Source organism: Citrobacter sp. Ce104 (assembly GCF_030334595.1).
In the GTDB taxonomy this organism is placed as follows: Bacteria; Pseudomonadota; Gammaproteobacteria; order Enterobacterales; family Enterobacteriaceae; genus Citrobacter; species Citrobacter europaeus.
The window spans coordinates 1-26791 of record NZ_JAOWDP010000058.1 but is presented as its reverse complement, the minus strand read 5'-3'; the positions used below and the strand labels follow the sequence as shown (position 1 = coordinate 26791).

Sequence of the window (26791 nt, the reverse complement as noted above, 5' to 3'; positions counted from 1 at the left end):
GCAATTTCTGCCTATCTTGCCCCCCACTCACTCAGTAATCACAAACCGCGTCGCGGCAAAGCAGTTCAACACCCGATGCACCAGAAATACCATGGTCAGCGTTGCCACCAGTGCGACGGTGACGGAGGTGATGCGGTACAGATCGCTGAACACCAGGTCCTGATCCGGGTGCAGGTTCTGGCCAAACATAATGCCGATGGTGGTGATACTGGCAAACCCCACGCCCGCGCCGACTTTTTCCATTACGTGCAGGCGGGCGCTGAATGCCAGCCCAAGGCCAATCAGCGGCATCATCAGCACCATATGATTGCTGAAATCATAGATAAGCAACTGCACCAGCAGAATATACAGACAGGCCAGCACCACGCCGACCACACGCCAGATCGAGCTGATCACCGCCCCGCGATAGTGCATCGGAAACAGGATCAAAATGCCTGCCATCAGCGCCGACAGCGAATCACTCAAATCGCAGATCTGGAAGACCACAAAAATCATCGTCGCCACCGTGCCGGAAAGCAGCGATTCATGGCGCACCCGGGCGGCATCTTTCTCAATGCGCGGCGGTGGCTGGCGGGGTTCCACGTCCGGAATCAGATAATGCAGCAGCGCGCTCAGCGCCACCGCCATGACGCAGGCTTCCATATTGGAGAACATCAGCGTATGCCAGTTGGTGGTGAGATAGCTCATAAAGTTGAGCATCGTGCTCTGGCATACCACGCCCATCGAACCGAGCAGAAACAGCGGGCCTTTGCTCATAAAACGAAAACGCATCACGTACAGGCCGAACACTACCAGCGTCATAATCAGCGGCCACTGTGAGAGATAACCAACGATTAGCACCATTTCAACGCAGTTCACCGCCGCGCTGAACACGAACTGTGTTGCCACATGGCGGTTGAATACCGGCACCAGCGACAGCAGCATCAGCGGGTAAACCACAAAAAATACGCCGTACTGCACGTTGTAGAAGGTCGAGATACTCAGCGCGATTGTCCCGGCAACGGAGATACGCAGGGTCTGGCGAAAATCATTGGCGGTATAGACAATATTCCCGTGCGGCGTAAAGACGTGGGCCAGCGTGTTAATAGACATAATGCAGCCAACTGACGAGGTGGATCTGCGCCCCGGCAAAGGTGCGGGCGAACATCCCCTCACTGTTATACAGCTGTACCGTGGCCCGCGCCCCGGTCGGTAACGGCGTGTCGAGCGGTTCATTCAGCGCGACGTGAATGCGCATACGCTGAGCATCGCGCACCCAGCGGGTAGACTGTTCCGGTTGTGACAACTGGCCATTAACCTGCTCCTGGCCCGCCAGAATACCGGCATCGCTGCTGGTAACGCGGGCAGAGAAAACCTTGCCCGGCATGGCATCGAACACCACGGCGGCATCGGTATTTACCCGAGTGTGCCGCAGGCTTTTCTCGCGAAAGTCAGCCACGATATCGGTCTGATGGCTGACCAGCGCCAGTAGCGGCGTGGCGGCGGTGGCGTAAAGTCCGGGGCTAAGCTGGAGATTGCTCACCGTACCGTCGGTCTGGGCATACACTTTGCTCCAGCCGAGGTTCAACTGCGCCTCTTCCAGCGCGTTACGGTATTTTTGCAGCGTCACGTTACGCTTGTCATCGCGCTCGCCGCGCTGGATCAGCAGGTTCTGAATACTGGCATTGAGCGCCGCCACCGACTGCTCGCTGGTCTGCCAGGCGGTACGCACCTTGTCGAGATCGGATTGCGACACGTTCTGCATGGCAACCAGGCGCTGATAGCGATCAAGGGTGGTCTTATCGTTACGGGCGTTGAATTGCGCGGTGCGCAGGTTGGCGCGCGCGGAAGCTATCTGCGCATCCAGCTGTTGGTTGCTTAGCTTCGCCTGCTCAAGGGCGATTTGCGCAGCCTCGACCTTATTGATAAACGGCGTCGGATCCAGTTCGTACAGCAAATCGCCCTTCTTCACCTGGCTATTATTGTGTACATGCACCTGCGAGACGTAGCCGGAAACGCGTGAGGAAACAGGCGTTACCACGCGCATCACCGTGGAGTCCGGCGTCAGCGGGATCCAGATATCGGCAACGATAAACCAGGCGAATATTACCAGGAAAGCGGCAATACTCACCCTTACCCAACGGGCAAATTTTTGTTCTGGGGTCATCATAGTTTTTTAGTGTTGATTGTCTTCTTCGCGGATTGTCCGCAAATTGCAGGCGAGTTGATTTAAGGTCGCGCTGAAGGAGGCAAGCTCCGCTTCAGGAATGGTGCGGGTGACGCGATGTTGGTATGTCTCAATCACCCGGTTAAGTTCTTCAAGCCTTAAACGGCCTTGCGCGGTTAGCGTTAGCAGGCGGATGCGTTTGTCATAAGGCGATGTGGAACGCAGCAGATACCCCTGCTTTTCCAGCTGTGAGAGGGTGCGCATCAGCGGAGGCAATTCAATGCCCTGCATTTGTGCCAGTTCGCTGACCGAGACGTTGTCTCCCAGTTGATACAGCTGCATCAGTACCGTCCAGCTGGACTGCGTCAGGCCAGTATCGGTGATGGCAGCATCAATAATGGCCCGCCACTGGCGCACCACCATTGCCATGCGCATTCCCATTGGTCGGCGGGCAAACAGTTCATCTTCAGTCATCTTACTTTCCCCTCATCGCTGAAAAGAAAATAATACTTATCAGGATAAGTATCAAGGAACAGGCTATCCAGAAGCATGAATTGATAAATACGGTGAATATAAAAAGGCCAGGAGATAACCCCCAGCCTCTGTCGATAAAAGAAAATCACTCCACCTGATCGCGTCGTAGCCCGACATCCCGCAGCCGCTCATCACTCATCTGTTGCAATACGCGCCGCGTTTGCGCCCGCAGCCGCCACGCCTTGTATGCCCGCCAGATCAATACCAACCCAATAAACGGCTGTTTTGCTTTATTCTCGTGAAATTCCATACTTTGCCTCCCCACCTTGCCAGAGGCTTTATCTTCACGGATTTAGCCCAAAACAATACAGACTCACAAAGTACTTTTATTTAACATACAGATTGGTTAAAAAGAGTTCTGCATCGCTTTTTACACGCTAATCTGTACTGGTTTTTTAATCTGTATGGTACCCATGAGGGATACAGCATGACGCGTTACCAACATCTGGCCAATTTGCTGGCCGAACGCATTGAGCAGGGGCTGTATCGCCATGGCGAAAAACTGCCCTCGGTTCGCAGCCTGAGCCAGGAGCACGGGGTGAGCATCAGCACCGTCCAGCAGGCGTATCAGACGCTGGAACAGCGCCAGCTGATCACACCGCAGCCGCGTTCCGGTTATTTTGTCGCGCCACAAAAAGCGCAGCCGCCCGTGCCGCCGATGTCGCGCCCGGTGCAGCGTCCGGTCGAAATAACGCAATGGGATCAGGTGCTGGATATGCTAAAGGGCAACGCGGACAAATCGATAATCCCGTTTAGCAGCGGCGTGCCCGACATTGATCAACCCAGCCTGAAGCCGCTGTGGCGTGAACTCAGCCGCGTGGCGCAGCACAACCTGCGCGCGATACTTGGCTACGATGAAATCTCCGGATGCCGTGAACTACGTCAGCAGATTGCGCGACTGATGCTGGATGGCGGTTCGGTGGTCAATGCAGATGATATTGTGATCACCAGCGGCAGTCAGAGCGGAATGTCGCTGGCGCTGCTGACGGTCTGCCAGCCCGGAGACATTGTCGCCGTTGAATCGCCTGCCTATTACGGCACGATGCAGCTGCTGCGTGGCCTTGGGATCAAGGTGATTGAGATCCCAACCGATCCGGATACCGGGATCAGCATTGAAGCGCTGGAGCTGGCGCTGGATCAGTGGCCGATCAAAGGTGTGCTGCTGGTTCCCAACTGCAACAACCCTCTCGGATTCATTATGCCGGATGCGCGTAAGCGGGCAGTGCTCGCCCTCGCCCAGCGTCACGACATCGTGATTTTTGAAGACGATGTGTATGGCGAGCTGGCAACGGAGTACCCACGCCCGCGCACGATCCACTCCTGGGACAGCGACGGTCGGGTAATACTCTGCAGTTCGTTTACCAAATCCGTCGCCCCCGGACTGCGCGTGGGTTGGGTGGTGCCCGGTCGCTATTACAACAAGCTGCTGCACATGAAGTACGCCGTCATTGGCACTAACGTTCCCGCTACGCAACTGGCAGCGGCTTCCTTTGTGCGCGAAGGTCATTATCATCGGCATATCCGGCGTATGCGCCAGATTTATCAGCGCAATATGGAAATCTACACCTGCTGGGTACGGGAATACTTCCCCTGCGGGATCTGCGTCACCCGCCCGAAAGGCGGCTTTATGCTGTGGGTCGAACTGCCGCTCCAGGTCGATATGGTCTGCGTCGCAAAGCAGCTTTGTCGCCTGAAAATCCAGGTCGCGCCGGGTTCGCTGTTCTCCGCATCCGGAAAGTATCGCAACTGCGTGCGCATCAATTGTGCATTGCCGCCAAACGAGAAGCATCGGGAAGTGATGCAAAAGCTCGGCGAGGCGGTAAAAACGGCGATAGAGTAAACCGAAGCGCCCGGTGCTTCCGGGCAGGCGATTAGGCGGTTTAAGTCATCTCTAATGGCTTAAGCCCTGAATATCTTCAGCGGATAGCCGGGTAATTTTTTGTACCGTGCTGATATCAATGCCATCTGCCAGCATGGTGCGGGCAATACGCAGCGCCTCATCATGTCGCCCCTTTATAATTCCTTCTTGTCGTCCTTCCTGTAGCCCTTCCAGCCTGCCTTTTTGTAGCCCTGCCTCATGCAATCTGTCCGCGATCGTCATCAAATGCTCCTTATGTTGCGGTGAACGTTCGGCAACCCCACGAATAAACTCACTGAATCGAGGTGCATCGCCAGTTCGTAAAATATAATTAAACAGCGTCTTTATCTGGCTGTCATTAGTCAGTCCGGTAAGTAGCAGGGAAACAATTTGCTCCACCAGCCCCATAAGATCGCGCTGACGGATGTGTTTTTGGATTAACTCCAGCAGCGCCATACGTCGATGCTGCACAATTTCGTCATCCGGTATGACCGTAATATCCACCAGCGGAAACGCCGCAGCATACAGCTTACGAGCCAGCTTCGGGTTGGCAAACTCATCCAGCCAGCACAGTGAATAAGGGTACGGGCTTTTAGCGCCGTGATAGAACAGCATCGGCACCACCAGCGGCAATTGCTGGTACCCGGCATCTAAATGTTTCTGCATAGCCGCTATCGCATAGCGCATCAGTCTGAATGCCATATGCGCATCCGGTGTGCTTTGGTGTTCAATCACTACATAAATATATCCATCCCCATCCGTGGTTTTCACCGACCACAGCACATCGGAATAGTACGCACGTAAATTCTCTTCAATGAAACTGTCTGACTCGAGTGTAAGCGTCTGAAGATCGCAAAGCTCGCGTAGCGAAGCGGGAAGATGTATTTGTAGGAAATCCCGGGCAGTCTCAGGGTGGCGTAAAAACGTTTTAAAAACCGCATCGTGCGGTGTTGAAGTGGGAGCTTTGTTCATGGCGATCCATCACCTGGAAATAAGATGCCGTAACTGTAGCGCCGTAAAACTGTCCCCTCATCTGCAACTTTCTCTCTTTGCGAGGTGATTTCCGGGATAAATACGTCCTTATGTAACGTCTGCATTTGTCTGGAACACATCACGCAGAATCGCTATCTCAATGCACATTCCCACTTTTTCACCACTCTGCCTGTGCTATAACAAATCATCACTTTCATGGAGGACTCGATGTGACGCATACCCGGGATATTCCACAATCGTTCTGGCGTGATGAGCAGTTGCCGTGGCTGGAGCTGCGCAGCACCTGGCAAAGCCAGCAGGCCTATAAGCGTCATCACCACTCTCAGCTCTCGATTGGGGCAATTCTCGAGGGGGAAACGTGCTGTCTGTGCGATGGCGAAGAATACCATCTGCAGGTGGGCGATCTGATTGTGATCCCGCCGCTGGTGCCTCACAGCTGTAATCCCGTCAACGGGCAGTTTCGCAGCTACCACATGCTTTACCTTGATGCCCGGTGGTGTCTGGCTAATCTGGCTGTGCAGAACAACAATCAACTGCTTTGCACGCGTGCTCCCGTTATCCGCGATGCGCAAATATTCCAGCGTTATATGCACCTTGTGGCACTCGTGCCGCAACGGCAAACGACGCTAATAACAGATGCTGCACGAAAATTGCTGCACTCGCTGCCATTGCAGTCGGTAACACCAGAAAACCTAAGCGCCACCAGCCAGTATCTGCGCGAGCGCTTGCAGTCCAGCCTGCTCGCTCCGCCCTCACTCGATGAGCTGGCACATGAGTGTCACATACGTAAAGAGACGCTGATCCGTACTTTTAAGCAGGACACCGGGCTGACGCCGGGAAGTTATCTGAACATTCTGCGGATTGACTATGCCCGCCAGCGTCTGCGGGCTGGAGACGAGATTGCCGATGTCGGCTACCAGAGCGGGTTTGCCGACCAGAGCCATTTCCATCGCACTTTTGTTCGCTACACCGCCGCCACACCGCGCCAGTACGCGTTGGGACGATCAATATCAGACAATAATTAGCGCTGCGCCAGACGTACGGTGATCTCAGATTCATTCTCTGAGGTCGCTATGTCGTTGCTTACTGAACTTTTTCCTTCTGCTTTCCCCGCGCTGGCGCTGGGGCATTTTGTCGCATTGCTCAGCCCCGGACCGGACTTCTTTTTACTGGTCGGTTATGCCGTACGTTACCGGATGCGCGGCAGCGCCGGGCTGTGCGTGGGGATCGCTTTCGGCAACGGGCTGTATATCCTGCTGGCGATTATCGGTTGGGGGATCCTGCGCCAGCTTCCCCTGTTGTTTACGGTTATTGAACTGCTGGGCGCGCTCTATTTGTTGTGGATTGGCAGCCTGCTGATACGCAGCCGCCCGCAAACGCTGACCGGAGCGGACGCCCGGTCTACCTGTCCGGGATTTGGCAAACAACTGCTGCTGGGATTGGGTTCATCACTGCTCAATCCAAAAAATGCACTGTTTTATCTGGCGCTGATGACCGCCCTGCTCGGCCCGTCGGTGACGCTGCTGCAACAAACCATGAGCGGGATCTGGATGACCAGCGTGGTCCTGTTTTGGGATCTGCTGATCGTGATGTTCATCGGTTTGCCGCAGATCCAGCGACGGTTAACCAGAGGGATATTGTGGGTAGAGCGTATCGCTGGGGGGGTATTGATTATCTTCGGTTGTGCCATCGCGCTGCGGTTTTTGCAGAGCATCGTAGTCTGATTTGCGCGGCGATTTTCTGCAAATAAACCGGATAAACTCGTTTAATTAATATCCAATCCGCATTACACTGCGGATGGTTATTACCCGTTCAACTTACTCTTCCTGAGGTGCGATGTGCTGATTGTTACCTGTAATCGTTACGTTTTCTGACCCCGCGTCAGTGAACGTATCTTCTGTTTGCGCTTCGCGCAGGCAGCGTTTTTGATTACATGAAATTCAGTACATTTGCAGTCTGCTTTATTCTGTCATCGGTCTGATGTCTCAAAGACGGTATTGAATTTCGCTATTCCCGTTGAGGGTTTTCTCCCGACAAGGAGCTGTTTTATGCAACGGATTCTCGCGTTTTTCTCCCAACGCGCCACAACGCTATTTTTTCCTGTCGCGTTGATTTTATATGACTTCGCCGCCTATCTGTCCACGGACCTGATCCAGCCCGGCATCATCAATGTGGTGCGTGATTTCAACGCCGACGTCAGCCTGGCGCCCGCTGCAGTGAGCCTTTATCTGGCGGGCGGCATGGCGCTGCAATGGCTGCTGGGGCCGCTTTCCGACCGGATTGGCCGTCGACCGGTGCTGATTGCGGGGGCGTTAATCTTTACGCTCGCCTGCGCTGCCACACTGTTCACCACCTCAATGACGCAATTTCTGGTCGCCCGATTTGTGCAGGGCACCAGCATCTGCTTTATCGCGACCGTTGGCTACGTCACGGTACAGGAGGCGTTTGGGCAAACGAAGGCCATTAAGTTGATGGCGATAATCACTTCCATAGTGCTGGTGGCGCCGGTCATTGGCCCGCTCTCCGGGGCTGCGCTGATGCACTTTGTACACTGGAAGATCCTGTTTGCCATCATTGCCGCCATGGGGCTTATCGCCTTGATTGGATTAGCGTTAGCCATGCCGGAAACCGTCCAGCGCGGCGCAGTGCCGTTCAGTGCGCGCGGCGTACTGCGTGATTTCCGTGACGTTTTCCGTAATCGGGTGTTCCTGTCTGGCGCAGCCACGCTGTCGTTAAGCTATATCCCGATGATGAGCTGGGTGGCGGTCTCGCCGGTTATTCTGATCGACGCAGGCGGTATGAGCACAACGGAGTTTGCCTGGGCCCAGGCGCCGGTATTTGGCGCGGTGATCGTCGCCAATATGGTGGTTGTTCGTTTTGTGAAGGATCCGACCCGGCCACACTTTATCTGGCGAGCGGTCCCCATTCAACTGAGCGGGCTGGCGGTGCTGATTGCCGGCAATTTATTGTGGCCGCACGTCTGGCTGTGGTCGGTGCTGGGAACCAGCCTGTATGCCTTTGGCATTGGAATGATTTTCCCCACGCTGTTCCGCTTTACGCTGTTTTCCAACAACTTACCGAAGGGTACGGTTTCGGCGTCGTTGAATATGGTGATCCTGACGGTAATGGCGGTTTCTGTCGAAATCGGACGCTGGCTGTGGTTTAACGGCGGCAGGATTTCATTTCATCTGCTGGCGGTTGTGGCGGGGATTGCTGTCGTGTTCACGCTGGCAGGTTTGCTCAAACGGGTTCGCCAGCATGAGGTAACCACGTTAGCCACTGAAAACTAACCTGCCCGCTTATCCGGCCTGCAGAGTTGTAGTAGGCCGGATAAGGCGCTTGCGCCGCATCCGGCTACGATCACGTCACCTTACGCAATGCGGGCAAATCCCGCGTCCAGATCGGCAATCAGGTCGTCGATATCCTCGAGGCCAATATGCACCCTGACCAGCGTACCGCTGAAATCCACCTCTCCTGCCGGGCGAATGCTGTTTAGCTCTTCCGGCTGATTAGCCAGAATGAGCGACTCAAATCCGCCCCACGAATAGGCCATATGGAACAGCGAGAAGTTATCGAGGAAATTCGCCATCTGTTCGTCGGTCAGTCTCTTTTTCAGCACAAACGAGAACAGGCCTGAGCTTCCGGTAAAGTCACGCTGAAAATACTCATGGCCCGGACATTCCGGTAATGCCGGATGATTCACCCGCGCCACTTCCGGCCTTGCCGACAGCCAGCGGGCAATATGGATGCTGCTCTCCTGATGCTGCTTAAGACGTACCGCCAGGGTGCGCAATCCGCGGCTGCCGTTGTAGGCCGTATCGGCGTCCAGCGTTTGCCCCATCAAATAGGAGTTTTCGCGCAGGCGATCCCAACACCGGGCGTTCGACACCGCCGTGCCCAGCATGCCGTCCGAATGACCGATGGTGTACTTCGTTCCCGCCTGAATGGAAATATCCACGCCATAATCCAGTGCTTTAAACAGCACGCCTGCCGCCCAGGTGTTATCGATCATAATGACAATCTCTGGATTCACCGCGCGGATAGCCTTCACCATCCCCGGCACATCCTGAACTTCCATAGTGACCGAACTCGGCGACTCGAGGAATACAACCTTCGTTTCCGGACGCAGAAGATCGACGATCCCAGCGCCAATCAGCGGATCGTAATACGTGGTTTCCACGTTGAATTTACTCAAGATCTTATTGCAAAAATCCTGAGTTGGCTCGTAGGCCGCGCCCGTCATCAGAATATGATCGCCACCCTGAACAAACGCCAGAATCGCGTTGGTCACCGCCGCAGCGCCGCACGGGTACAGCGCGCAGCCAACGCCGCCTTCCAGCTCGCTCATTGCCTTCTGAAAGGCAAAGTGGGTGTAGGTTCCGCGACGACCGTAAAACAGCTCGCCGTTCGCGCGATTGGCGGTGGCAAATTTCTTGTCCTTCACGGTATCAAATACCAGTGAAGAGGCGCGTTGGATAACCGGATTCACCGCTCCCTGGGTGTAGCGTTTGTCACGACCAGCAACAACCAGGTGCGTTTCAAGCTTCATTGCGTCTTTCATAACATCTCCTGTTCTTAATCCGTGTGAAACCTATACCACCGCAGCAGTAGAGTTTATTTCAGTGTTGGTCTGCTTTTTTCCAGCGAACCGTTCGACAATCTGCGCCGCATTCAAATCATGGATAACGTTGATCAGTGTGGCCGGCGCATCGGTAATCGTGCCCAGCACCACCAGCATCGGGATCGCTTCCATCGGCAGGCCGAGCGTGGTGACGATAAAGATTTCACCGAGGAATGCCCCGCCCGGTACGCCGCCGACAATAATGGCGGAGAGCACCGCGATCAGCATCGTCAGGAAGAAGGTCTCGGTGGTGAACTCCATGCCCAGCACGGAATAGATAAAGACAATTTTTAGCGCGGCAATCATCGCCACGCCGCCTTTATTCAGGTTCACCAGCAGCGGAATGGAGACATCAACGATTTCCGGGTTAATCCCCATCGCCTTACCGGCACGCAGCGTTACCGGCAGCGTCCCCAGCGAAGAGCAGGTCCCCAGCGCAGTGGCAGACGGCTCAATCGCATTACGCCAGAAGGCTCTGACCGCCGGAATACCGCCGCCAATATACGAATAAAGAATTGAGCCAAAAACAAAATAGACCAGCGTGGCGACCATAAACAGGCCGATAGCACGGGCAAAGGTTAACAGCAGCGCCGAGTCCTGACTGGCCATGGTGGCGGCGAAGTAGCAGCCCAGACCAATTGGCGCAACCTTCATGATGATCGACACGATCTTCATGATCACGGTATTGGCATCTTCCAGCAGCGACGCAATGCGTTTACCGGCCTGATCCGACTGGCCAATCGCCACACCGGCGATGATTGCCATCACGATCAGCGCCAGAATATTGGACTTAGAAAACAGTCCGATAAAGTCGCTGGTGGTGATCATACTGACAAAATCCATCTTGCCGCTGCCCGCCTGCACAGACTGCGAGAGATCGATAGTGACGCCCTGCGCCGGGTTATACCATAGCGCCAGCGCGACGATCCCGGCGGCCGGAATAAAGGCCATGGCGATCGAAACAATAAAGATTATCGCCATAATGCGCCCTAACCTTTTCAGGTCGGTCATACTGGCGATCGAAGACATGACGCTGATCCCCACCAGCGGCACAATAATCATAAATAACAGGTTTAAGAATATCTGACCTATTGGCTGGAGTTTACTTGCAAACGATGGGGCATAAATACCTAATAAGCCGCCAATCACCAGAGCAACTAATAAAATAATCGACGATCTGTAGGGTTCGAGTCGTGACCACATAATCGGTACCTTTAGAATAATAATTAATGAGATTAAATTCACAATGTGATGAGTTTCCGTTTCGCCTCCTTTTATTTTGTGACGTAACTCACCTAAGTTGTTATTTTTTCATTTTGCCAGCAAGTTGTTTCCTGTGATTCAATAGTTGCATGTTTAAAAGGCGAATGTAACGGCCTATTCGTACCGTTTTTGCAAATCACTTGTGAATTAAAGGAAACTATGAGTACGCCGATTTCACTCAAGCATCTGGAATTTTTTACTAAAATCGTCGACTGCGGAGGATTGTCAGAAGCCGCGGCGCAGCTCAATGTATCGCCGTCTGCGGTCAGCAAAAGCCTGGCCGCGATGGAAGACACGCTGGGCACGACATTAATTAAACGCACGACCCGCAGTATTACCCTGACCGACGCCGGGCAATATCTCTTCAACCGCGCTAATAAGCTTTTGAAAGAATTCGATGAAACGCTGAATACCACTTCCGGTTATTACCACAGCCCGCAGGGTGAATTACGCATAACCTGCTCAATTGCGTTTGGTTATTCCCGACTGGTGAACCTGGTGGATAAATATCGCTCCCAGTTTCCGGATGTGAATCTGTATATCGATCTCAACGATAACTTCGTGAATCTGAACGAAACGGATTTCGACATCGCCCTGCGCATCTCCACCGCACCGCCGCAGAACTATGCGATGCGCAAGCTGGTGCCAGTCCGTTGGGCGTACTGCGCTTCACCCGGCTACCTTGCCAAAAAAGGCATGCCCCAGCGCCGAAGCGACCTGGTCAACCATGATTGTCTGGTTTACCCAGGCCTCACGCCGGTGCTGAAGGTGGCGGATGAACAGGATCGCCTGCACCAGTTAAAACTGCATATGCCAATCCAGGCCAACAGCAGCCTGGTATTACTGAAGTCGGTGTTAGAAGATCAGGGAGTGGCGTATTTGCCCACCTATCTGATTGGCGATCATATTCAAAAAGAAGAGATAACGCCGCTGATGCTCGACGGCACCATCACCTGTGAAACTCACGCCCTGTATGCGCTGTACTTTCCCAGCAAGTACAGCAATCCGAAGGTGCGATCGTTTATCGATTTTCTGGTGGCGGAACTCGGCCCCTTGCCCGCCTGGGACAACTGGATCCCGGAGTAAGCTTTACCCATCTGAAAATGGGAGGCGCTCCACATTTTTTGCGCGATCCCCCCGTCTGGCTCTATCCTTAAGCCTATGAATAAAATTGCTGAACTCAAACGCGCCAAGCGGCTGGCGCTTTCATTGCTGCTGATTGCCGCCGCGACCTTCGTCATCACGCTGTTTCTGCCGCCTAACTTCTGGGTGCTGGGGATCAAAGCGATCGCCGAAGCGGCGATGGTCGGCGCGCTGGCGGACTGGTTTGCCGTGGTGGCGCTTTTTCGTCGGGTGCCGATCCCATTTATCTCGCAACATACGGCTATTATCCCGCGTAATAAGGACAGGATCGGCGAAAATCTCGGGCAATTTGTGCAGGAAAAATTTCTCGACACCCAGTCGCTGGTCGCGTTGATCCGCCGCCATGAACCGGCGCTGTTGATCGGCAACTGGTTCAGCCAGCCGGAAAACGCCCAGCGCATCGGCCAGCATCTGCTGCAAATTATGAGCGGTTTTCTCGAACTGACCGACGACTCGCGCATTCAGAGGCTGATCAAGCGGGCGGTACACAAGGCCATCGACAAGGTCGATCTCTCCGGTACCAGCGCGCTGATGCTGGAAAGCATGACTAAAAACAATCGCCATCAGGTGCTGCTCGACACGCTGATCGCCCAACTGATCGCCCTGCTCCAGCGCGACAGCTCGCGGGCGTTTATCGCCAGACAGGTCGTGCACTGGCTGGAAACCGAACATCCGCTGAAAGCGAAGATCCTGCCGACCGAATGGCTGGGCGAGCACAGCGCCGAACTGGTGTCTGATGCCGTTAACTCCTTGCTGGATGACATCAGCCACGATCGTGCGCATCAGATCCGCCACGCCTTCGATCGCGCTACGTTTAAGCTCATCGATAAGCTCAAACACGATCCGGAGATGGCCGTGCGGGCCGAAAGCATGAAAAGCTATCTGAAGGAAGACGAAGCCTTCAACCGTTATCTTGGCGAACTGTGGGCAGACCTGCGCCAGTGGGTGAAAACCGACATAAACGCCGATGATTCCCGCGTGAAGCAGCGCATTGCCAGCGCCGGGCAGTGGTTCGGCGAAACGCTGGTTGCCGACAGCGCTCTGCGCGCCTCACTGAATGGGCATCTGGAGCAGGCCGCGCATAAAGTGGCGCCGGAGTTCGCCACTTTCCTGACGCGCCATATCAGCGACACGGTGAAAAGTTGGGATGCGCGCGATATGTCGCAGCAAATTGAGCTGAACATCGGTAAAGATTTGCAGTTTATCCGCGTCAACGGCACGCTGGTCGGCGGTTCTATTGGGCTGGTTTTATATCTGTTGTCGCAAATACCTTCCCTGCTGACGCTGGTGAATTTTTAAGGAGAAAAATTCAATGACAATCAACATCCGCATTTTTTCCCTGCGCGAGACGCCGGAAAAGCTGCACGAGGTCACCGCTTACTTTCAACAACAATGGGCCTCAGAAGACTCCATGAAGGTTTACGAGGATGCGCTGCACCGTTGTATTGGCGCAAAGAACCCGCTACCGCAGTGGTACTGGCTGCAGGACGGCGACAGCATTATTGGCTGCGCCGGATTGATCACCAATGATTTTATCAGTCGCGGCGAACTGTGGCCGTGGCTATGTGCGCTCTATATCGATCCTCACTACCGTGGACGCGGTCTGGCATTTCGCCTGATTGAACATATTGCCAGTCAGGCCAGACAACTGGGCTTTATGCAGCTCCATTTATGTACCGACCTGGAAGGGTTATACGAGAAAGCGGGATTTTACTTTGACGGGCCAGGCTATCACCCGTGGGGGGAAGTCTCGCGGGTCTACAGTCGTAACCTGTAAGCGTACAATTGTTGTACATCAATAAAGCCAGATAAATTACAGGGTTATAATGCGACGTCTTTTACTCTCTCCCGTGTTACGGGGAAGGAAAATCATGTCGCTAATCACCGATTTACCCGCCATTTTCAACCAGTTCTCCGACGCCCGTCAGAAAGGTTTTCTCACCGTAATGGATCTTAAAGAGCAGGGTATCCCGCTCGTTGGAACCTATTGCACCTTTATGCCGCAGGAGATAGCGATGGCGGCGGGCGCGGTAGTCGTTTCACTATGCTCAACCTCTGATGAAACCATAGAAGAAGCCGAAAAAGATCTACCACGTAATCTGTGTCCGCTGATCAAAAGCAGCTACGGGTTTGGTAAAACTGATAAATGCCCGTACTTCTACTTCTCTGACCTCGTGGTGGGCGAAACGACCTGCGATGGTAAAAAGAAGATGTACGAGTACATGGCTGAATTTAAAGCGGTACATGTGATGCAACTGCCCAACAGCGCCAACGATGCGGCTTCGCGTGCGCTATGGAAAGCCGAGATCCTACGTCTGCAGCAGGCTGTCGAAGCCCGTTTTGGCACCCCGATTACCGAAGCTGCGCTACGTGAAGCCATCATTCTAAAAAATCAGGAGCGTCGCGCACTGGCGAATTTTTACCGCGTTGGCCAACTCAATCCACCCGCACTCAGCGGCAGTGACATTCTGAAAGTTGTTTACGGCGCAACCTTCCGCTTTGATAAAGAAGCGTTGATCGACGAGCTTAATAGCATGGCCGAACGGGTACATCAGGAATGGCAGGCCGGGAAACGCCTGGCATCACGTCCACGCATACTGATAACCGGTTGCCCCATTGGCGGCGCGGCAGAAAAAGTGGTGCGTGCCATTGAAGAAAACGGCGGTTGGGTAGTGGGTTATGAAAACTGCACCGGCGCGAAAGCCACTGAGCAGTGCGTGGCGGAAACTGGCGACGTCTACGACGCACTGACCGATAAATACCTCGCCATCGGTTGCTCCTGTATTTCCCCTAACGATCAACGCCTGAAAATGCTTAGCCAAATGGTTGAAGAGTACCAGGCTGACGGCGTCGTCGATGTCATTTTACAGGCTTGCCACACTTACGCCGTTGAATCACTGGCCATTAAACGCCACGTCCGCCAGCAGCACAACATTCCCTACATCGCTATTGAAACCGATTACTCCAGCGCGGATATCGGCCAGCTTAGCACCCGTGTCGCCGCGTTCATTGAAATGTTGTGAGGAACAGGAATGAGATTCTCAATAGGGATCGATTCCGGCTCCACGGCGACGAAAGGTATTTTGCTGGAAAGGAACGTCATCAAACGTCGCTTCCTCTGCCCAACGCCTTTTCGCCCTGCCGAAGCGATCGCGCAGGCATGGGAAACGCTGCAGGCCGGGCTGGACGATAAACCATTTTTAACCCTCACAGGCTACGGACGGCAGCTCGTGGATTATGCCGACAAACAGGTCACTGAAATTTCCTGCCACGGGCTGGGGGCACGCTTGCTGGCTCCCGGTACCCGCACAGTGATTGATATCGGCGGTCAGGACAGTAAAGTCATCCAGTTAGATGATGATGGCAACCTCAGCGATTTTTTGATGAACGACAAATGTGCGGCAGGGACCGGGCGATTTCTGGAAGTCATCTCACGTACGCTCGGCGCCAGCGTAGATCAGTTGGATGCGATCACCGCTGGCGTCGAACCGCATGCCATCACCAGCATGTGTACGGTTTTTGCCGAATCTGAGGTCATCAGCCTGCGCTCTGCGGGTGTCGCGCCGGAGGCAATTTTAGCTGGCGTAATCAACGCGATGGCCAGACGCAGCGCAAACTTCATCGGGCGGCTTTCTGCACAGGCTCCACTGTTATTTACCGGCGGGGTAAGCCACAGCCGCGCCTTTGCTCGTATGCTCGAAGGCCACGTGGGTATTCCCGTGCACACGCATCCCGACGCGCAGTTTGCCGGGGCAATTGGGGCCGCGTTAATTGGTCAACGTCAGGGGAAACGTGAGTGAAGGAAGCCCTGTTCTTGTTTCACACTACTCTCGGCGTCATCAAAACGCGTAAAGCGCTACAGGCTGCAGGTATTTGCTTTCGGGTGGCCGATATTCCCCGCGAGCTACGCGGTGGCTGCGGGCTGTGTATTTACATCGACTGCATTGCTGGCGAGGAGAATGAGTGGGTAATTGCGGGTCATACCGAATCTATCTACCGCCTTGAAAACGGAGACTGGCGCTGCATTGCCACTTTCCCTCCTTCCTGAACGCGCGAGGGCACTGCGTTTTATTTTACTTTTCATTATCATTTACGCATGTAATATAACAATTATCAGATAGCAGCGTGAAATGAGAGCCCGTATGTCCCAGGAAAGCCCAGATTCAAATCGTCATGCTATCAGCGTCGCGCTGTTTGGCATGCTGGTCTTAACGCTGGGTATGGGAATTGGGCGCTTTCTGTATACGCCAATGCTCCCGGTGCTGCTGTCGGAAGGTCAGTTCACATTTGACCAGCTTTCCTGGATTGCCAGCGCCAACTACGCTGGGTATCTGGCAGGAAGCCTGCTCTTCTCCTTCGGGCTCTTTCATCTTCCCTCACGCTTACGCCCGATGTTGCTAACGTCCGCGCTCGCTACCGCGGGGTTGATTCTGGCGATGGCAAGCTTTACGCAGCCCGCGCTGGTGATGTTGATCCGTTTTCTGGCGGGCGTCGCCAGTGCAGGTATGATGATCTTTGGCTCAATGATCGTTCTGCATCATACCCGGCATCCCTTCGTGATCGCGGCGTTGTTCTCCGGCGTTGGCGCAGGCATTTTGCTGGGCAATGAATATGTCATTAGCGGTCTGCATTTTGCGCTGTCATCGCACACCCTCTGGCTGGGCGCAGCGGCAGCGTCAGCTCTGTTCTTTGTCCTACTGGTTATACTCCTGCCATCTCGCGATCATGCCCTCCCCGCCGCGGCGCCGGTAAAAACGGAACATCAGCCGATGTCCTGGTGGCTGCTGGCGCTGCTGTACGGGTTGGCCGGATTTGGCTACATCATTGTCGCCACCTATCTACCGCTAATGGCGAAAAGCGCCGGTTCGCCGCTGCTGACTGCCCATCTCTGGTCGCTGGTCGGCATATCGATAATTCCAGGTTGTTTCGCCTGGCTGTGGGCCGCCCGACGCTGGGGAGTTTTGCAATGCCTGACGGCGAATTTGCTGATTCAAAGCGCCTGCGTGGTGATGACGCTCGCCAGCGACTCCTTGCTGCTGCTGGTGATAAGCAGCGTGGGGTTTGGCGCAACGTTTATGGGGACCACTTCACTGGTGATGCCGCTCGCCCGTCAACTTAGCGTCCCGCGTAATATTAATCTGCTGGGCCTGGTCACTCTGACTTACGGCATTGGACAAATACTCGGGCCGCTATTAACCAGCCTGCTGGGAAGCGGTGCACAGGCGATCGTTAACGCCACGCTGTGCGGCGCCGTCGCGTTGTTCATTGCGGCGCTTATCAGCCTGACGCAATTATATAAACAGCGTTTCGCTTCCCCCAAAAGGGTATAATCAATAGCCTATAAACAAATATATTCGGATTAATCCGCAATTAAATGTCAACATTTAATAAACCGCAAATAATCGGTAATTACCCGCCAGACAATTTATAATTCCCGGCTGTTCATTTATAAACTCAATTTAAAATGCGTAAAAATGGACATATTAATTCAACATCAACACCATCGTCGGGAAAAGTACATGTCGTGGTTTAAAAAAATACTGCTGGGGTTAATTATTTTGGCTGGTTTAATTGGCACGCTAAAGGATTATAAAGACTTTGGCCTGTTTGGCGCACTAGGATTGTTTATTATCTTCCTGTTAACAACGACTTTCTTATGGCAATGGGCTTCTGGCAGGCTACCGGAGATAACCAGATTACAGGCCGTATTTATTTTACTGGCCAGCGCGGTAGCCTCTATTTTTGTTATCAATATGGCCATTGCCGGAAATTTGCATGTGGATTTAATGGAAGTCATGCGCGTAACTATTACGCATAATCCGCTTTTTTATCTGATCCTCTGCGTGGTCGCATGGGTAAAAGTGGGCATCTGGCAATGGCTGTTTAGCGGTGTACAGCAGGAAGAGAGTCAGCCGGTTTAAACGCCGACAGAGGTAAAAAAGGCGTCTTAACTAAGACGCCTTTTTGCAGATCAGAACAAAAACTTAGAACTGATAGGTCAGACCCGCAACAACCTGGTTGTCGCCATCAGCGCCATCGAGCAGGTTAATTTTGTAACCCACATCAGCCACGATGTTTTTGTTGAAGTAGTAGTCTGTACCCAGCGCTACGTATTCGGTCAGGTCATTATTGTTGTTATCACGCGCGTGGACGTAAGCCACGTTCGGACGCAGACCAAAATCAAACACATACGCAGCCATCGCTTCAAAGTGCTCAGCTTTGTCCGCATCCTGAATCAGGTTGTGGGACTCGCCGTACATGGTCGCGACGTAGATAGCGTTAGCATCATATTTCAGACCCGCGCCCCAGAACTCTGCGTTTTCACCTTCCCAGCCGCTTCGTTTCTGCTGAGCCGTCACCGCGTTGGTGGTGTAAGCCGCAATGGCAGATACGCCGGAATCCGCGATGTTGTCATAGCCCAGCGAGAAGCCGTAGCCATTACCGTGCTGTTTTGCTGGGTTAGCGTTAGAGTCATCCTGACCCTGATATTGCGCGCCGACGCTCAGACCATCAACGGCACCAAACAGATTTTTGGTGCGGAGTGTTGCAACGCCAGAAGTGCGTGTAGTAAGGAAGCGGTCAGTATCTTCATAGGAGTCACCGCCGAACTCTGAAAGAGTGTCAGTGTAAGCTCCCACGTCGTAAGCGATACCGTAGTTACGACCGTAGTCAAAGCTAACGTCATGGCCATAATCCAGGCCAGCAAACGCCAGACGTGTATTGACGCCATTCTGAGAACCTTCTGCTTTAGAGGCATCAAACTGACTTTCAAATTGGCCATAACCGGTCAGTTGATCGTTGATTTGTGTCTCACCGCGAAAACCCAGACGCGCGTAGGTACCATCGGCATCGGTGCCGTCAGTCCAGGAATGGACCGCTTTTACTTTGCCGTACAGATCCAGTTTGTTGCCATCTTTATTATAAATTTCCGCTGCATGAACGGAGGTTACCCCTAATGCCATTACAGCTAATGCCACTACTGACTTTTTCATGTTATTACTCACTTTTAATTGTGAATTTTGCTATCAACTTTGTTATGAAGGCAGAATACCCGCATAAAAAAGTCCCCTATGGAAAAGGGGAAAGCCTCTAACACACCAATGAAGGCAATAATAAAGTGGCAAGACACATATCATTTAGGGTTTTAAATAAAACCCGAACAGAGAGTAATTACTTGGATTCTTCGTTTACGCTCTCATTAACAGAGCGATACAACATTAATGCTTCGGCAATAATATCTTGTTTACTTTTACGGGTTTCAAATGCCAGCGTTCGAACATATTCCCACAGAGAGGTATCGACACGGGCACTTAAAAGAACCATATCTTTTGATCGGGTTCCCCTGGCTTTTCTAATATCAGGGTAATCTCGAGAGGGCATTGTCATCTCCTGAACGCAAACACGCTTATGGCGATGAAATATGCAGTCAGTGTAAAAACAAGTCAACGGCAAAATACAGTCACAATAGTAATGAAACTGTTAATAAAACGCAGGTAAATGGAACGCTATTTCAAATGAAAGATAACTTGTTTATAGAATAATGTGTAATTATTACTTTACAAATATTCGTTTTTATTCATTTGATTAAAAAAGCTTGAGCCATTGACAAAAACCATGATTACAAATCAAAACATCATTGCAGCCAATAAGTTACGCACCGTTATTAATGTCTACATTTGCGTGAAGCGTTTGTTTTTACGCACTGTAATGCCCGACTGTCTCGTCCTGAAAGCTGCGGAAATTAGTTTGATTCTCACTTAACACTGGCGCATTTTGTCTAAAAATAAGCACGTAAAGGTAAAAATAAGGTAAATAACGCATTTTTTCGCATGCAAAAATAAGTTATTTTTAATTGATGTAAATCAATTTGTATCGTACAGAGGCGCAGGAAAAATCATCATCTGAGGCAATGGAAACAATTTTTTACGTGACGTTCATGACGTGAAAAGAATGTTTGTTACGCGCTACATTCTTGTGCGGAAAAGCGTCGCGCGGGCCGCTACAGCCCGCGTGGAAGAGGAAGGAAAATCAGGCGTTAACTTTATCCAGCGGCCAGGACTCGAACAGATAGCCATCAAAATCAATGTCATCAACATTGGAAAACTCCAGCAGGCGTTGTTTGACGTTTTCCAGATGCTGCCACATTGCCAGCTTGGCCGCCCGTGCATCTTTTTTGATTAATGCCGCCAGGATCTGCTTGTGGTCGCCCATCCACTCTTTACGATAGTGAGTATCGTCGAGGTGACTATGAAGCTGGATCCACATCGGGTTGTTCTCGCGCCACTGCCATGACTGGCGAAACAGCTCCACCAGCATGCTGTTATGCGTAGCTTCAGCGATGGCGAGATGGAACTGCATGTCACCGCTTTCAGAGCCGTTAGGCTCGCTGGACGCCAGCTCACGCTCTTCCAGCTGTAACGCCTGGCGCATTTTGACGATATCTTCACGGGTAGCCTGCAGCGCGGCAAATTCGGCGATATTGCTTTCCAGCAACTGTCGCGCCTGCAGAAGCTCAAACGGGCCCGCATCATTGCAATGATTGACATCCGTACTGTCGATAGCCTGCGCATCCGCATTGTCGAGTACGTAAATCCCGGCGCCGCGGCGTACATCCACCAGCCCCTTAATTTCCAGCATGATTAACGCTTCGCGAACCACCGTGCGAGTGACGTTGAGCATCTCGGCAATCTCACGTTCCGGTGGCAAACGCTCACCGGGCTGGTACGGTGTCTGGACAATCAGATCGCGGATCATGGCACCCACTTCCTGGTAGGGTCTTTGTTGAGAAGTGTTCGATTTCATCGTGTTATGTCCGTCAGAAGCGTGTAATCAGATACGGTGAATAGGTATCGAACTATAGCATTTGCGGCAAGTCAAAAACAGAAAACGGGTCAACCAAATCAGTATTTTGATTGACCCGTCATAGTTCGGGGAATTAAGCGTCAGCGCTTAACGCGACAACACACTCACGCGCGCCCAGCTCGCACAGTTGTTGATACATGGCGATAATCGTCTCAACAAAGTCGGCGTTTTCCGCCAGATCGTGACCAAAGATGCCGCTCAGCCCCAGTAGCGCCGTCACGCGTTCGGCCCCCTGATACTGTTGGTTTATACGCTGGAATTCAGCCAGCATGGGGTCAACAACATCAATAACCTGTCCCTGTTCATCCACGCCATGGGTGTAGCGCATCCAACCCGCCACGCCCAGCGCCAGGTGACGCCAGCCGCTGGCGTTTTGCAGGTGCAGACGCACAGGATCCAGCAGACGCTGCGGCAATTTCTGGCTGCCGTCCATCGCAATCTGCCATGTGCGGTGGCGTAGAGAGGGGTTGCTGAAACGTTCGATCAGCAGCGTCGCATAGGCATTGAGATCGGTGCCTTCCGGCATCGACAGCGTCGGCGCTTGCTCCTGCATCATCAGCGCGAACGCCGCTTTGCGGTACGCCGGGTTGGTCATGGTATCAGCGATAGTTTCATAGCCGCCGAGATAGCCCAGATACGCGAGGAATGAGTGGCTGCCGTTTAGCATGCGCAGTTTCATCATTTCAAACGGCACCACGTCGGCAACGAACTGTGCGCCAACTTTGTCCCAGTCAGGACGACCGTTAACAAAGTTGTCTTCAATCACCCACTGGCGGAACGGCTCGCAGGCGATAGCGCACGGGTCGTAAACGCCCAACTGGTCGGCAATCTCTTGCAACGTTTCTGGCGTCGCCGCCGGAACAATGCGGTCGACCATAGTGCACGGGAAAGTGGCATTTGCTTCAATCCACTGCGCCAGCTGCGGGTCGCGCGCCTGCGCCAGGCCCAGCACCGCGACTTTCGCCACATGACCATTTTCACGTACGTTATCGCAGGACATCACGGTAAAGGCCGCCAGCCCTTGCTCACGGCGCAGATGCAGCGCCTGTACGATGTAACCAATCGCCGACTTCGGCGCGGTCGGATTTGCCAGATCGTGTTTAATCAGTGGGTTATTGAGATCTAACTGACCGCTGGCGGCATCGGTGCAGTAGCCTTTTTCCGTGACCGTCAGCGAGACAATTGCCGTCTGCGGGCGTGCCATAGCCTGTAAAATACCGTCACAGCCGTCAAGATCCGGGTGCAGCGCTTCTTTCATCGAGCCGATCACTTTCAGCACGGTGTTGTCCGCGCCTTTTTCCGCCACGGTATACAGCAGTTGTTGCTTGCGCAGGTTTTCAATCAGTACGCAGTCATTACCCGGCATCAGGTTAACTTCACAGATACCCCAGTCGCTGTCGGTGGTTTCCAGCAGATGGTGGGTGTACAGCGCCTGATGCGCGCGGTGAAAAGCGCCGCATCCGAGGTGAACAATGCGGGATTGCAGGCGCGAGCTGTCCCATGCTGGGCGCGCAACCGGCAGGTTGCTATTGGCAATTGTCGTTGTCATCGTGAACTCCAGAACCCGTTGAAAGACCAACGGAAGAGAAAAGAAAAACGCCGGTCAGACAGGTGACCGGCAACTCGCTTTAGCGGCTAAAGAAAGCGCGCTGGATAGCCATCTCAACGCCGCGCACTTCCGCCAGCCCTTTCAGGCGACCAATCGCGGAGTAGCCTGGGTTGGTTTTCTTTTTCAGATCGTCAAGCATCTGGTGACCGTGGTCCGGACGCATAGGGATCAGGTCCTCTTTGCCCTCGGCTTTACGGCGCTGCTCTTCCTCAACGATCGCTTTCACCACTTCGTACATGTCGACGTCGCCGTTAAGATGCGCCGCTTCATGGAAAGTTTTCGGGTTATCTTCACGCAGCGTGGAGCGCAGATGGGTGAAGTAAATGCGTGGGCCAAACTGTTTGATCATGTCGACCAGGTCGTTGTCCGCCCGCACGCCATAGGAACCGGTACACATGGTGAAACCGTTCGCCATGCTGTTGACCGTATCGACCATCCACTGCATATCTTCCACGGTGGAAACAATGCGCGGCAGGCCGAGGATCGGGCGCGGCGGATCGTCCGGGTGTACCGCCATACGTACGCCTGCTTCTTCCGCCACCGGAATAATCGCCTTCAGGAAGACGGCAAAATTCTCGCGCAGCGCGGCTTTATCGATATCTTTATAACGAGCCAGATGCTGGCGGAACTTGTCAAGCGTGTAGCCCTCTTCCGCGCCAGGCAGCCCGGCGATGATATTACGGGTCAGACGCGTTTTGTCTTCATCGCTCATGGTGGCGAAACGTTCATTCGCCTGCGCGATCTCTTCGGCGGTGTAGTCCGCTTCCGCACCCGGGCGTTTGAGGATATGCAGCTCAAAGGCGGCAAATTCAATTTGATCGAAACGCAGCGCTTTGGAGCCGTCCGGCAGGACGTATTCCAGGTCGGTGCGGGTCCAGTCGAGAACCGGCATAAAGTTGTAGCACACGGTACGAATGCCGCACTGGGCCAGGTTACGCAGGCTTTGCTGGTAGTTGGCGATCCACTGCTGATAGTTGCCGGAACGGGTTTTAATGTCTTCGTGGATCGGCACGCTTTCAACGACCGACCAGACCAGGCCCGCCTGCTCAATAATCGCTTTGCGTTTGAGGATCTCATCAACCGTCCACACTTCCCCGTTCGGGATATGGTGTAAGGCGGTGACAACGCCAGTTGCACCCGCCTGACGTACATCCGCTAAGGTGACCGGATCGTTAGGACCATACCAGCGCCATGTCTGTTCCATGTTTTATTCCTCGTTTACGTTATGGACTCGACGATATGGCACATAAATTCCTCCTTTTGGTATTACATGTCAACCTGAAGCGAGAAATTGGTTAACCAAATCACGATATCTGCTGATTAGATCGCCAGATTACGGTCAGCCAGACCCGTTTCAATGTAAACATGTAACGCAATGTGACATTCATCGCATCAATGGTTAACCAATATATGTAACATCTCAACCAAAATCATAATAGTTCAACCAAATTAAGGTAGACGTTATATGCACGTTCTCAATATTCTGTGGGTCGTATTCGGCATCGGTCTGATGCTGGTGCTCAATCTAAGATTCAAAATAAACTCAATGGTCGCCCTGCTGCTGGCGGCGCTCTCGGTCGGCATGCTGGCGGGGATGGATTTAATGGAACTGCTGCACACCATGAAATCCGGCTTTGGCAGCACGCTGGGTGAACTGGCGATTATCGTAGTATTCGGGGCGGTCATCGGTAAGCTGATGGTTGATTCCGGCGCGGCGCATCAGATTGCCCATACGCTACTGGCGCGACTCGGCCTGCGCTATGTGCAGCTATCGGTGATCATTATTGGTCTGATCTTCGGCCTGGCGATGTTCTATGAAGTGGCCTTTATTATGCTGGCGCCGCTGGTGATCGTCATTGCCGCGGAAGCGAAGATCCCGTTCCTCAAGCTGGCCATTCCGGCCGTTGCCGCCGCGACCACCGCCCACTCGCTGTTCCCGCCACAGCCGGGTCCGGTCGCGCTGGTTAACGCCTACGGCGCTGACATGGGCATGGTCTACATCTATGGTATTCTGGTGACCATTCCGAGCGTGATCTGCGCCGGGCTTATCCTGCCGAAATTCCTCGGCAACCTCGATCGTCCAACGCCGTCATTCATGAAGGCCGACGTACCGGTTGACCAGAACAATCTGCCGTCATTCGGTGTGTCTATTCTGGTGCCGCTGATCCCAGCGATCATCATGATCTCCACCACCATCGCCAACATCTGGCTGGTGAAAGGGACGCAGGCGTGGGAAGTGGTCAACTTCTTAGGCTCTTCCCCAATCGCAATGTTCATTGCCATGGTTGTCGCCTTCGTGCTGTTTGGTACCGCGCGTGGTCACGACATGCAGTGGGTGATGAACGCCTTTGAAAACGCGGTGAAAAGCATCGCCATGGTGATCCTGATCATCGGCGCGGGCGGCGTTCTGAAGCAGACCATTATCGATACCGGTATTGGCGATACCATCGGCATGCTGATGTCGCACGGCAATATCTCTCCGTACATCATGGCGTGGTTGATAACCGTGCTTATTCGTCTGGCAACCGGTCAGGGCGTGGTATCCGCCATGACGGCGGCGGGGATTATCAGCGCCGCCATACTCGACCCGGCTACCGGTCAACTGGTCGGCGTCGACCCGGCGTTACTGGTGCTGGCGACAGCGGCAGGCTCCAACACCCTGACCCATATCAACGATGCCTCGTTCTGGCTGTTCAAAGGCTACTTTGACCTGTCGGTGAAGGATACGTTGAAAACCTGGGGTCTGCTGGAGCTGGTGAACTCCGTGGTTGGGTTGATAATCGTGTTGATCATCAGCATGATTGCATAACATCGATACCGCTCTGGCTTATAGCGCCAGAGCGGTTTTCCATCCTGCCTCAACAATCCTCAATAATCAGATACACCGCCTTCACCGGGCCATGCACCCCAACCACCTTGATAAGCTCAATATCTGCCGTCGAGCTGGGTCCACTGATGATGTTAATACACGATGGCATACGCTCACCGGCCTGCGCCTTCTGATGCAGTTTTTCTGCCAGCTGCGCCACGCGCGGCAGGATGGTGCTTTTACGCAGCACGAAAATCGAGGACTCCGGCAACAGGCTCAGGGAGCGCCCGCGCTCCGGTGCGGAAAACAGCACCACGCCGCCGGACTCGGTCAGGCCATATTCGGCAAACACTACGCCGACTTTCGCCTGCTCAGCCTGGGTAATATTTTCGCTACCACGCGCCGGATCCCAGACCACGGCGTTGCATTCCTGCTGCAAGCGTTGGGTGATGCCCAGCTCCACCAGCCGGCTGTCGCCGCTCAGCACCACCGGCTGCTGACCCAATTCTTCGCACAGGCGCAGCGCCGCGTCTGCGGCCTGGTCCTCGCGGGTCAGTTCGCAGCGGGCCAGCATCACTTCGCTGGCAAACTGGATAAACGCAGAGCAGCGCTGCTCGGGGCTAAGCTCGGTCAGGCGCTCGTTGGCAAAATTGTTAACCGGTGCGGCATCCGCTTGCGGCTCGAAACGCAGCGGGCGACCCAGCGCCTGGGCGATGGTGTTTAAAAACGCGGTACGGTTATCCATTCTTTTTCTCCTGCGCCTGATGTTTCTTAAACCAGCTGCGGAAGCTCTCGCCGTCAGCATCAGGCAGATCGCGCGCCTCCATCCAGTCACCAATCGCGCCAACCTTGAGCGGCGTTTTGCCACCATTGATAAACCAGCTCGCCGCATGCGCGCCCGCCATCATCCCGACTTTCCACAGCCCCGGATGGCTATTGGCATAGGCGAACAT

The 26791-nt window shown here is 53.6% G+C and carries 27 protein-coding genes; 13 read left to right on the top strand and 14 right to left on the bottom strand.

Going from position 1 to position 26791, the window contains the following annotated elements:
- Nucleotides 1-27 precede the first annotated feature (27 nt).
- From OGW16_RS06730 to OGW16_RS06715, 4 genes are all read right to left on the bottom strand, one after another.
- Nucleotides 28-1092, bottom strand: a complete 1065-nt coding sequence (locus OGW16_RS06730) for a DUF2955 domain-containing protein (protein ID WP_286518141.1) — start codon at nucleotides 1090-1092, stop codon at nucleotides 28-30.
- Nucleotides 1082-2149, bottom strand: a complete 1068-nt coding sequence (locus OGW16_RS06725; protein ID WP_181230810.1) for an HlyD family secretion protein — start codon at nucleotides 2147-2149, stop codon at nucleotides 1082-1084. Before OGW16_RS06725 ends, OGW16_RS06730 begins: the two co-directional genes overlap by 11 nt.
- 6 nt (nucleotides 2150-2155) lie before the next feature.
- Complete coding sequence (locus OGW16_RS06720) at nucleotides 2156-2620, bottom strand: MarR family winged helix-turn-helix transcriptional regulator (protein WP_286518138.1); 465 nt, start codon at nucleotides 2618-2620, stop codon at nucleotides 2156-2158.
- Between the two features lie 145 nt (nucleotides 2621-2765).
- Nucleotides 2766-2930 carry a DUF1127 domain-containing protein gene (locus tag OGW16_RS06715; RefSeq protein WP_080625765.1) on the bottom strand — a complete coding sequence of 55 codons (165 nt, stop codon included), beginning with the start codon at nucleotides 2928-2930 and terminating at the stop codon, nucleotides 2766-2768.
- A gap of 177 nt (nucleotides 2931-3107) precedes the next feature.
- Between OGW16_RS06715 and OGW16_RS06710 the strand changes: the two genes are divergently transcribed.
- The gene (locus OGW16_RS06710) at nucleotides 3108-4520 is read left to right on the top strand and encodes an aminotransferase-like domain-containing protein (protein ID WP_080625766.1); all 1413 of its coding nucleotides are present in this window, start codon (nucleotides 3108-3110) and stop codon (nucleotides 4518-4520) included.
- A gap of 51 nt (nucleotides 4521-4571) precedes the next feature.
- Here the strand turns inward: OGW16_RS06710 and OGW16_RS06705 are convergent, their stop codons facing one another.
- Nucleotides 4572-5510: an Rpn family recombination-promoting nuclease/putative transposase gene (locus tag OGW16_RS06705; protein ID WP_286518135.1), complete on the bottom strand. Its 939-nt coding sequence runs from the start codon at nucleotides 5508-5510 to the stop codon at nucleotides 4572-4574.
- A 230-nt stretch (nucleotides 5511-5740) separates the two neighbouring features.
- Here OGW16_RS06705 and OGW16_RS06700 point away from each other — a divergent pair, with 230 nt between their 5' ends.
- The 3 genes from OGW16_RS06700 to mdtM all read left to right on the top strand — a co-directional run bounded on the left by OGW16_RS06700 (nucleotide 5741) and on the right by mdtM (nucleotide 8821).
- Nucleotides 5741-6556, top strand: a complete 816-nt coding sequence (locus OGW16_RS06700; RefSeq protein ID WP_043018304.1) for an AraC family transcriptional regulator — start codon at nucleotides 5741-5743, stop codon at nucleotides 6554-6556.
- A 48-nt stretch (nucleotides 6557-6604) separates the two neighbouring features.
- Complete coding sequence (locus OGW16_RS06695; protein ID WP_286518133.1) at nucleotides 6605-7255, top strand: LysE family translocator; 651 nt, start codon at nucleotides 6605-6607, stop codon at nucleotides 7253-7255.
- A 324-nt stretch (nucleotides 7256-7579) separates the two neighbouring features.
- Nucleotides 7580-8821, top strand: a complete 1242-nt coding sequence (mdtM, locus tag OGW16_RS06690; RefSeq protein WP_123915673.1) for a multidrug efflux MFS transporter MdtM — start codon at nucleotides 7580-7582, stop codon at nucleotides 8819-8821.
- A gap of 80 nt (nucleotides 8822-8901) precedes the next feature.
- On the opposite strand, the gene metC is transcribed toward mdtM, so the two are convergent.
- Nucleotides 8902-10092, bottom strand: a complete 1191-nt coding sequence (gene metC / locus OGW16_RS06685) for a cystathionine beta-lyase (RefSeq protein ID WP_043018301.1) — start codon at nucleotides 10090-10092, stop codon at nucleotides 8902-8904.
- Between the two features lie 30 nt (nucleotides 10093-10122).
- Nucleotides 10123-11355 (bottom strand): dicarboxylate/amino acid:cation symporter, encoded by a 1233-nt coding sequence (locus OGW16_RS06680; protein WP_043018300.1) that lies wholly within the window; start codon nucleotides 11353-11355, stop codon nucleotides 10123-10125.
- A 219-nt stretch (nucleotides 11356-11574) separates the two neighbouring features.
- On the opposite strand from OGW16_RS06680, the gene OGW16_RS06675 reads away from it, so the two are divergent.
- From OGW16_RS06675 to OGW16_RS06640, 8 genes are all read left to right on the top strand, one after another.
- Nucleotides 11575-12501 carry a LysR family transcriptional regulator gene (locus tag OGW16_RS06675; RefSeq protein ID WP_003830068.1) on the top strand — a complete coding sequence of 309 codons (927 nt, stop codon included), beginning with the start codon at nucleotides 11575-11577 and terminating at the stop codon, nucleotides 12499-12501.
- A 75-nt stretch (nucleotides 12502-12576) separates the two neighbouring features.
- Entirely contained in the window at nucleotides 12577-13857 is a 1281-nt protein-coding gene (locus OGW16_RS06670) for a DUF445 domain-containing protein (protein WP_043018299.1), read from the top strand.
- Nucleotides 13858-13870: 13 nt separating this feature from the next.
- Entirely contained in the window at nucleotides 13871-14335 is a 465-nt protein-coding gene (locus OGW16_RS06665; protein WP_043018298.1) for a GNAT family N-acetyltransferase, read from the top strand.
- A 94-nt stretch (nucleotides 14336-14429) separates the two neighbouring features.
- Nucleotides 14430-15581, top strand: coding sequence for a double-cubane-cluster-containing anaerobic reductase (locus tag OGW16_RS06660; protein WP_047406427.1), 1152 nt, complete (start codon nucleotides 14430-14432; stop codon nucleotides 15579-15581).
- A 9-nt stretch (nucleotides 15582-15590) separates the two neighbouring features.
- The gene (gene yjiL / locus OGW16_RS06655; protein ID WP_043018296.1) at nucleotides 15591-16358 is read left to right on the top strand and encodes a putative 2-hydroxyacyl-CoA dehydratase activator YjiL; all 768 of its coding nucleotides are present in this window, start codon (nucleotides 15591-15593) and stop codon (nucleotides 16356-16358) included.
- Entirely contained in the window at nucleotides 16355-16606 is a 252-nt protein-coding gene (locus OGW16_RS06650) for a putative Se/S carrier protein (protein ID WP_087050967.1), read from the top strand. The genes yjiL and OGW16_RS06650 overlap by 4 nt, the downstream gene beginning before the upstream one ends.
- 94 nt (nucleotides 16607-16700) lie before the next feature.
- A complete protein-coding gene (locus OGW16_RS06645; RefSeq protein WP_087052226.1) occupies nucleotides 16701-17888 on the top strand; it encodes an MFS transporter in 1188 nt (395 codons plus the stop codon).
- A 189-nt stretch (nucleotides 17889-18077) separates the two neighbouring features.
- On the top strand, nucleotides 18078-18479 hold the full coding sequence (locus OGW16_RS06640) for a hypothetical protein (RefSeq protein WP_043018293.1): 402 nt from the start codon (nucleotides 18078-18080) through the stop codon (nucleotides 18477-18479).
- Nucleotides 18480-18542: 63 nt separating this feature from the next.
- Here OGW16_RS06640 and OGW16_RS06635 read toward each other — a convergent pair whose 3' ends face one another.
- The 5 genes from OGW16_RS06635 to uxuA all read right to left on the bottom strand — a co-directional run bounded on the left by OGW16_RS06635 (nucleotide 18543) and on the right by uxuA (nucleotide 24233).
- Entirely contained in the window at nucleotides 18543-19550 is a 1008-nt protein-coding gene (locus OGW16_RS06635; protein ID WP_043018292.1) for a porin, read from the bottom strand.
- Between the two features lie 178 nt (nucleotides 19551-19728).
- Entirely contained in the window at nucleotides 19729-19938 is a 210-nt protein-coding gene (locus OGW16_RS06630) for a hypothetical protein (RefSeq protein WP_043018291.1), read from the bottom strand.
- A gap of 648 nt (nucleotides 19939-20586) precedes the next feature.
- Entirely contained in the window at nucleotides 20587-21360 is a 774-nt protein-coding gene (gene uxuR / locus OGW16_RS06625) for a Uxu operon transcriptional regulator (RefSeq protein ID WP_043018290.1), read from the bottom strand.
- A gap of 133 nt (nucleotides 21361-21493) precedes the next feature.
- Entirely contained in the window at nucleotides 21494-22969 is a 1476-nt protein-coding gene (locus tag OGW16_RS06620; RefSeq protein ID WP_286518128.1) for a fructuronate reductase, read from the bottom strand.
- 79 nt (nucleotides 22970-23048) lie between these two features.
- A complete protein-coding gene (gene uxuA / locus OGW16_RS06615; protein ID WP_286518126.1) occupies nucleotides 23049-24233 on the bottom strand; it encodes a mannonate dehydratase in 1185 nt (394 codons plus the stop codon).
- Nucleotides 24234-24494: 261 nt separating this feature from the next.
- On the opposite strand from uxuA, the gene gntP reads away from it, so the two are divergent.
- Nucleotides 24495-25838 (top strand): gluconate permease GntP, encoded by a 1344-nt coding sequence (gene gntP / locus OGW16_RS06610; protein ID WP_003033260.1) that lies wholly within the window; start codon nucleotides 24495-24497, stop codon nucleotides 25836-25838.
- Nucleotides 25839-25887: 49 nt separating this feature from the next.
- On the opposite strand, the gene OGW16_RS06605 is transcribed toward gntP, so the two are convergent.
- Together OGW16_RS06605 and OGW16_RS06600 are read right to left on the bottom strand one after the other, a co-directional pair.
- Nucleotides 25888-26583 carry a LutC/YkgG family protein gene (locus OGW16_RS06605; protein WP_087050964.1) on the bottom strand — a complete coding sequence of 232 codons (696 nt, stop codon included), beginning with the start codon at nucleotides 26581-26583 and terminating at the stop codon, nucleotides 25888-25890.
- The coding region (locus OGW16_RS06600; RefSeq protein WP_286518124.1) for a lactate utilization protein LutB domain-containing protein at nucleotides 26576-26791 on the bottom strand (216 nt) is incomplete at its 5' end. The genes OGW16_RS06605 and OGW16_RS06600, both read right to left, overlap by 8 nt.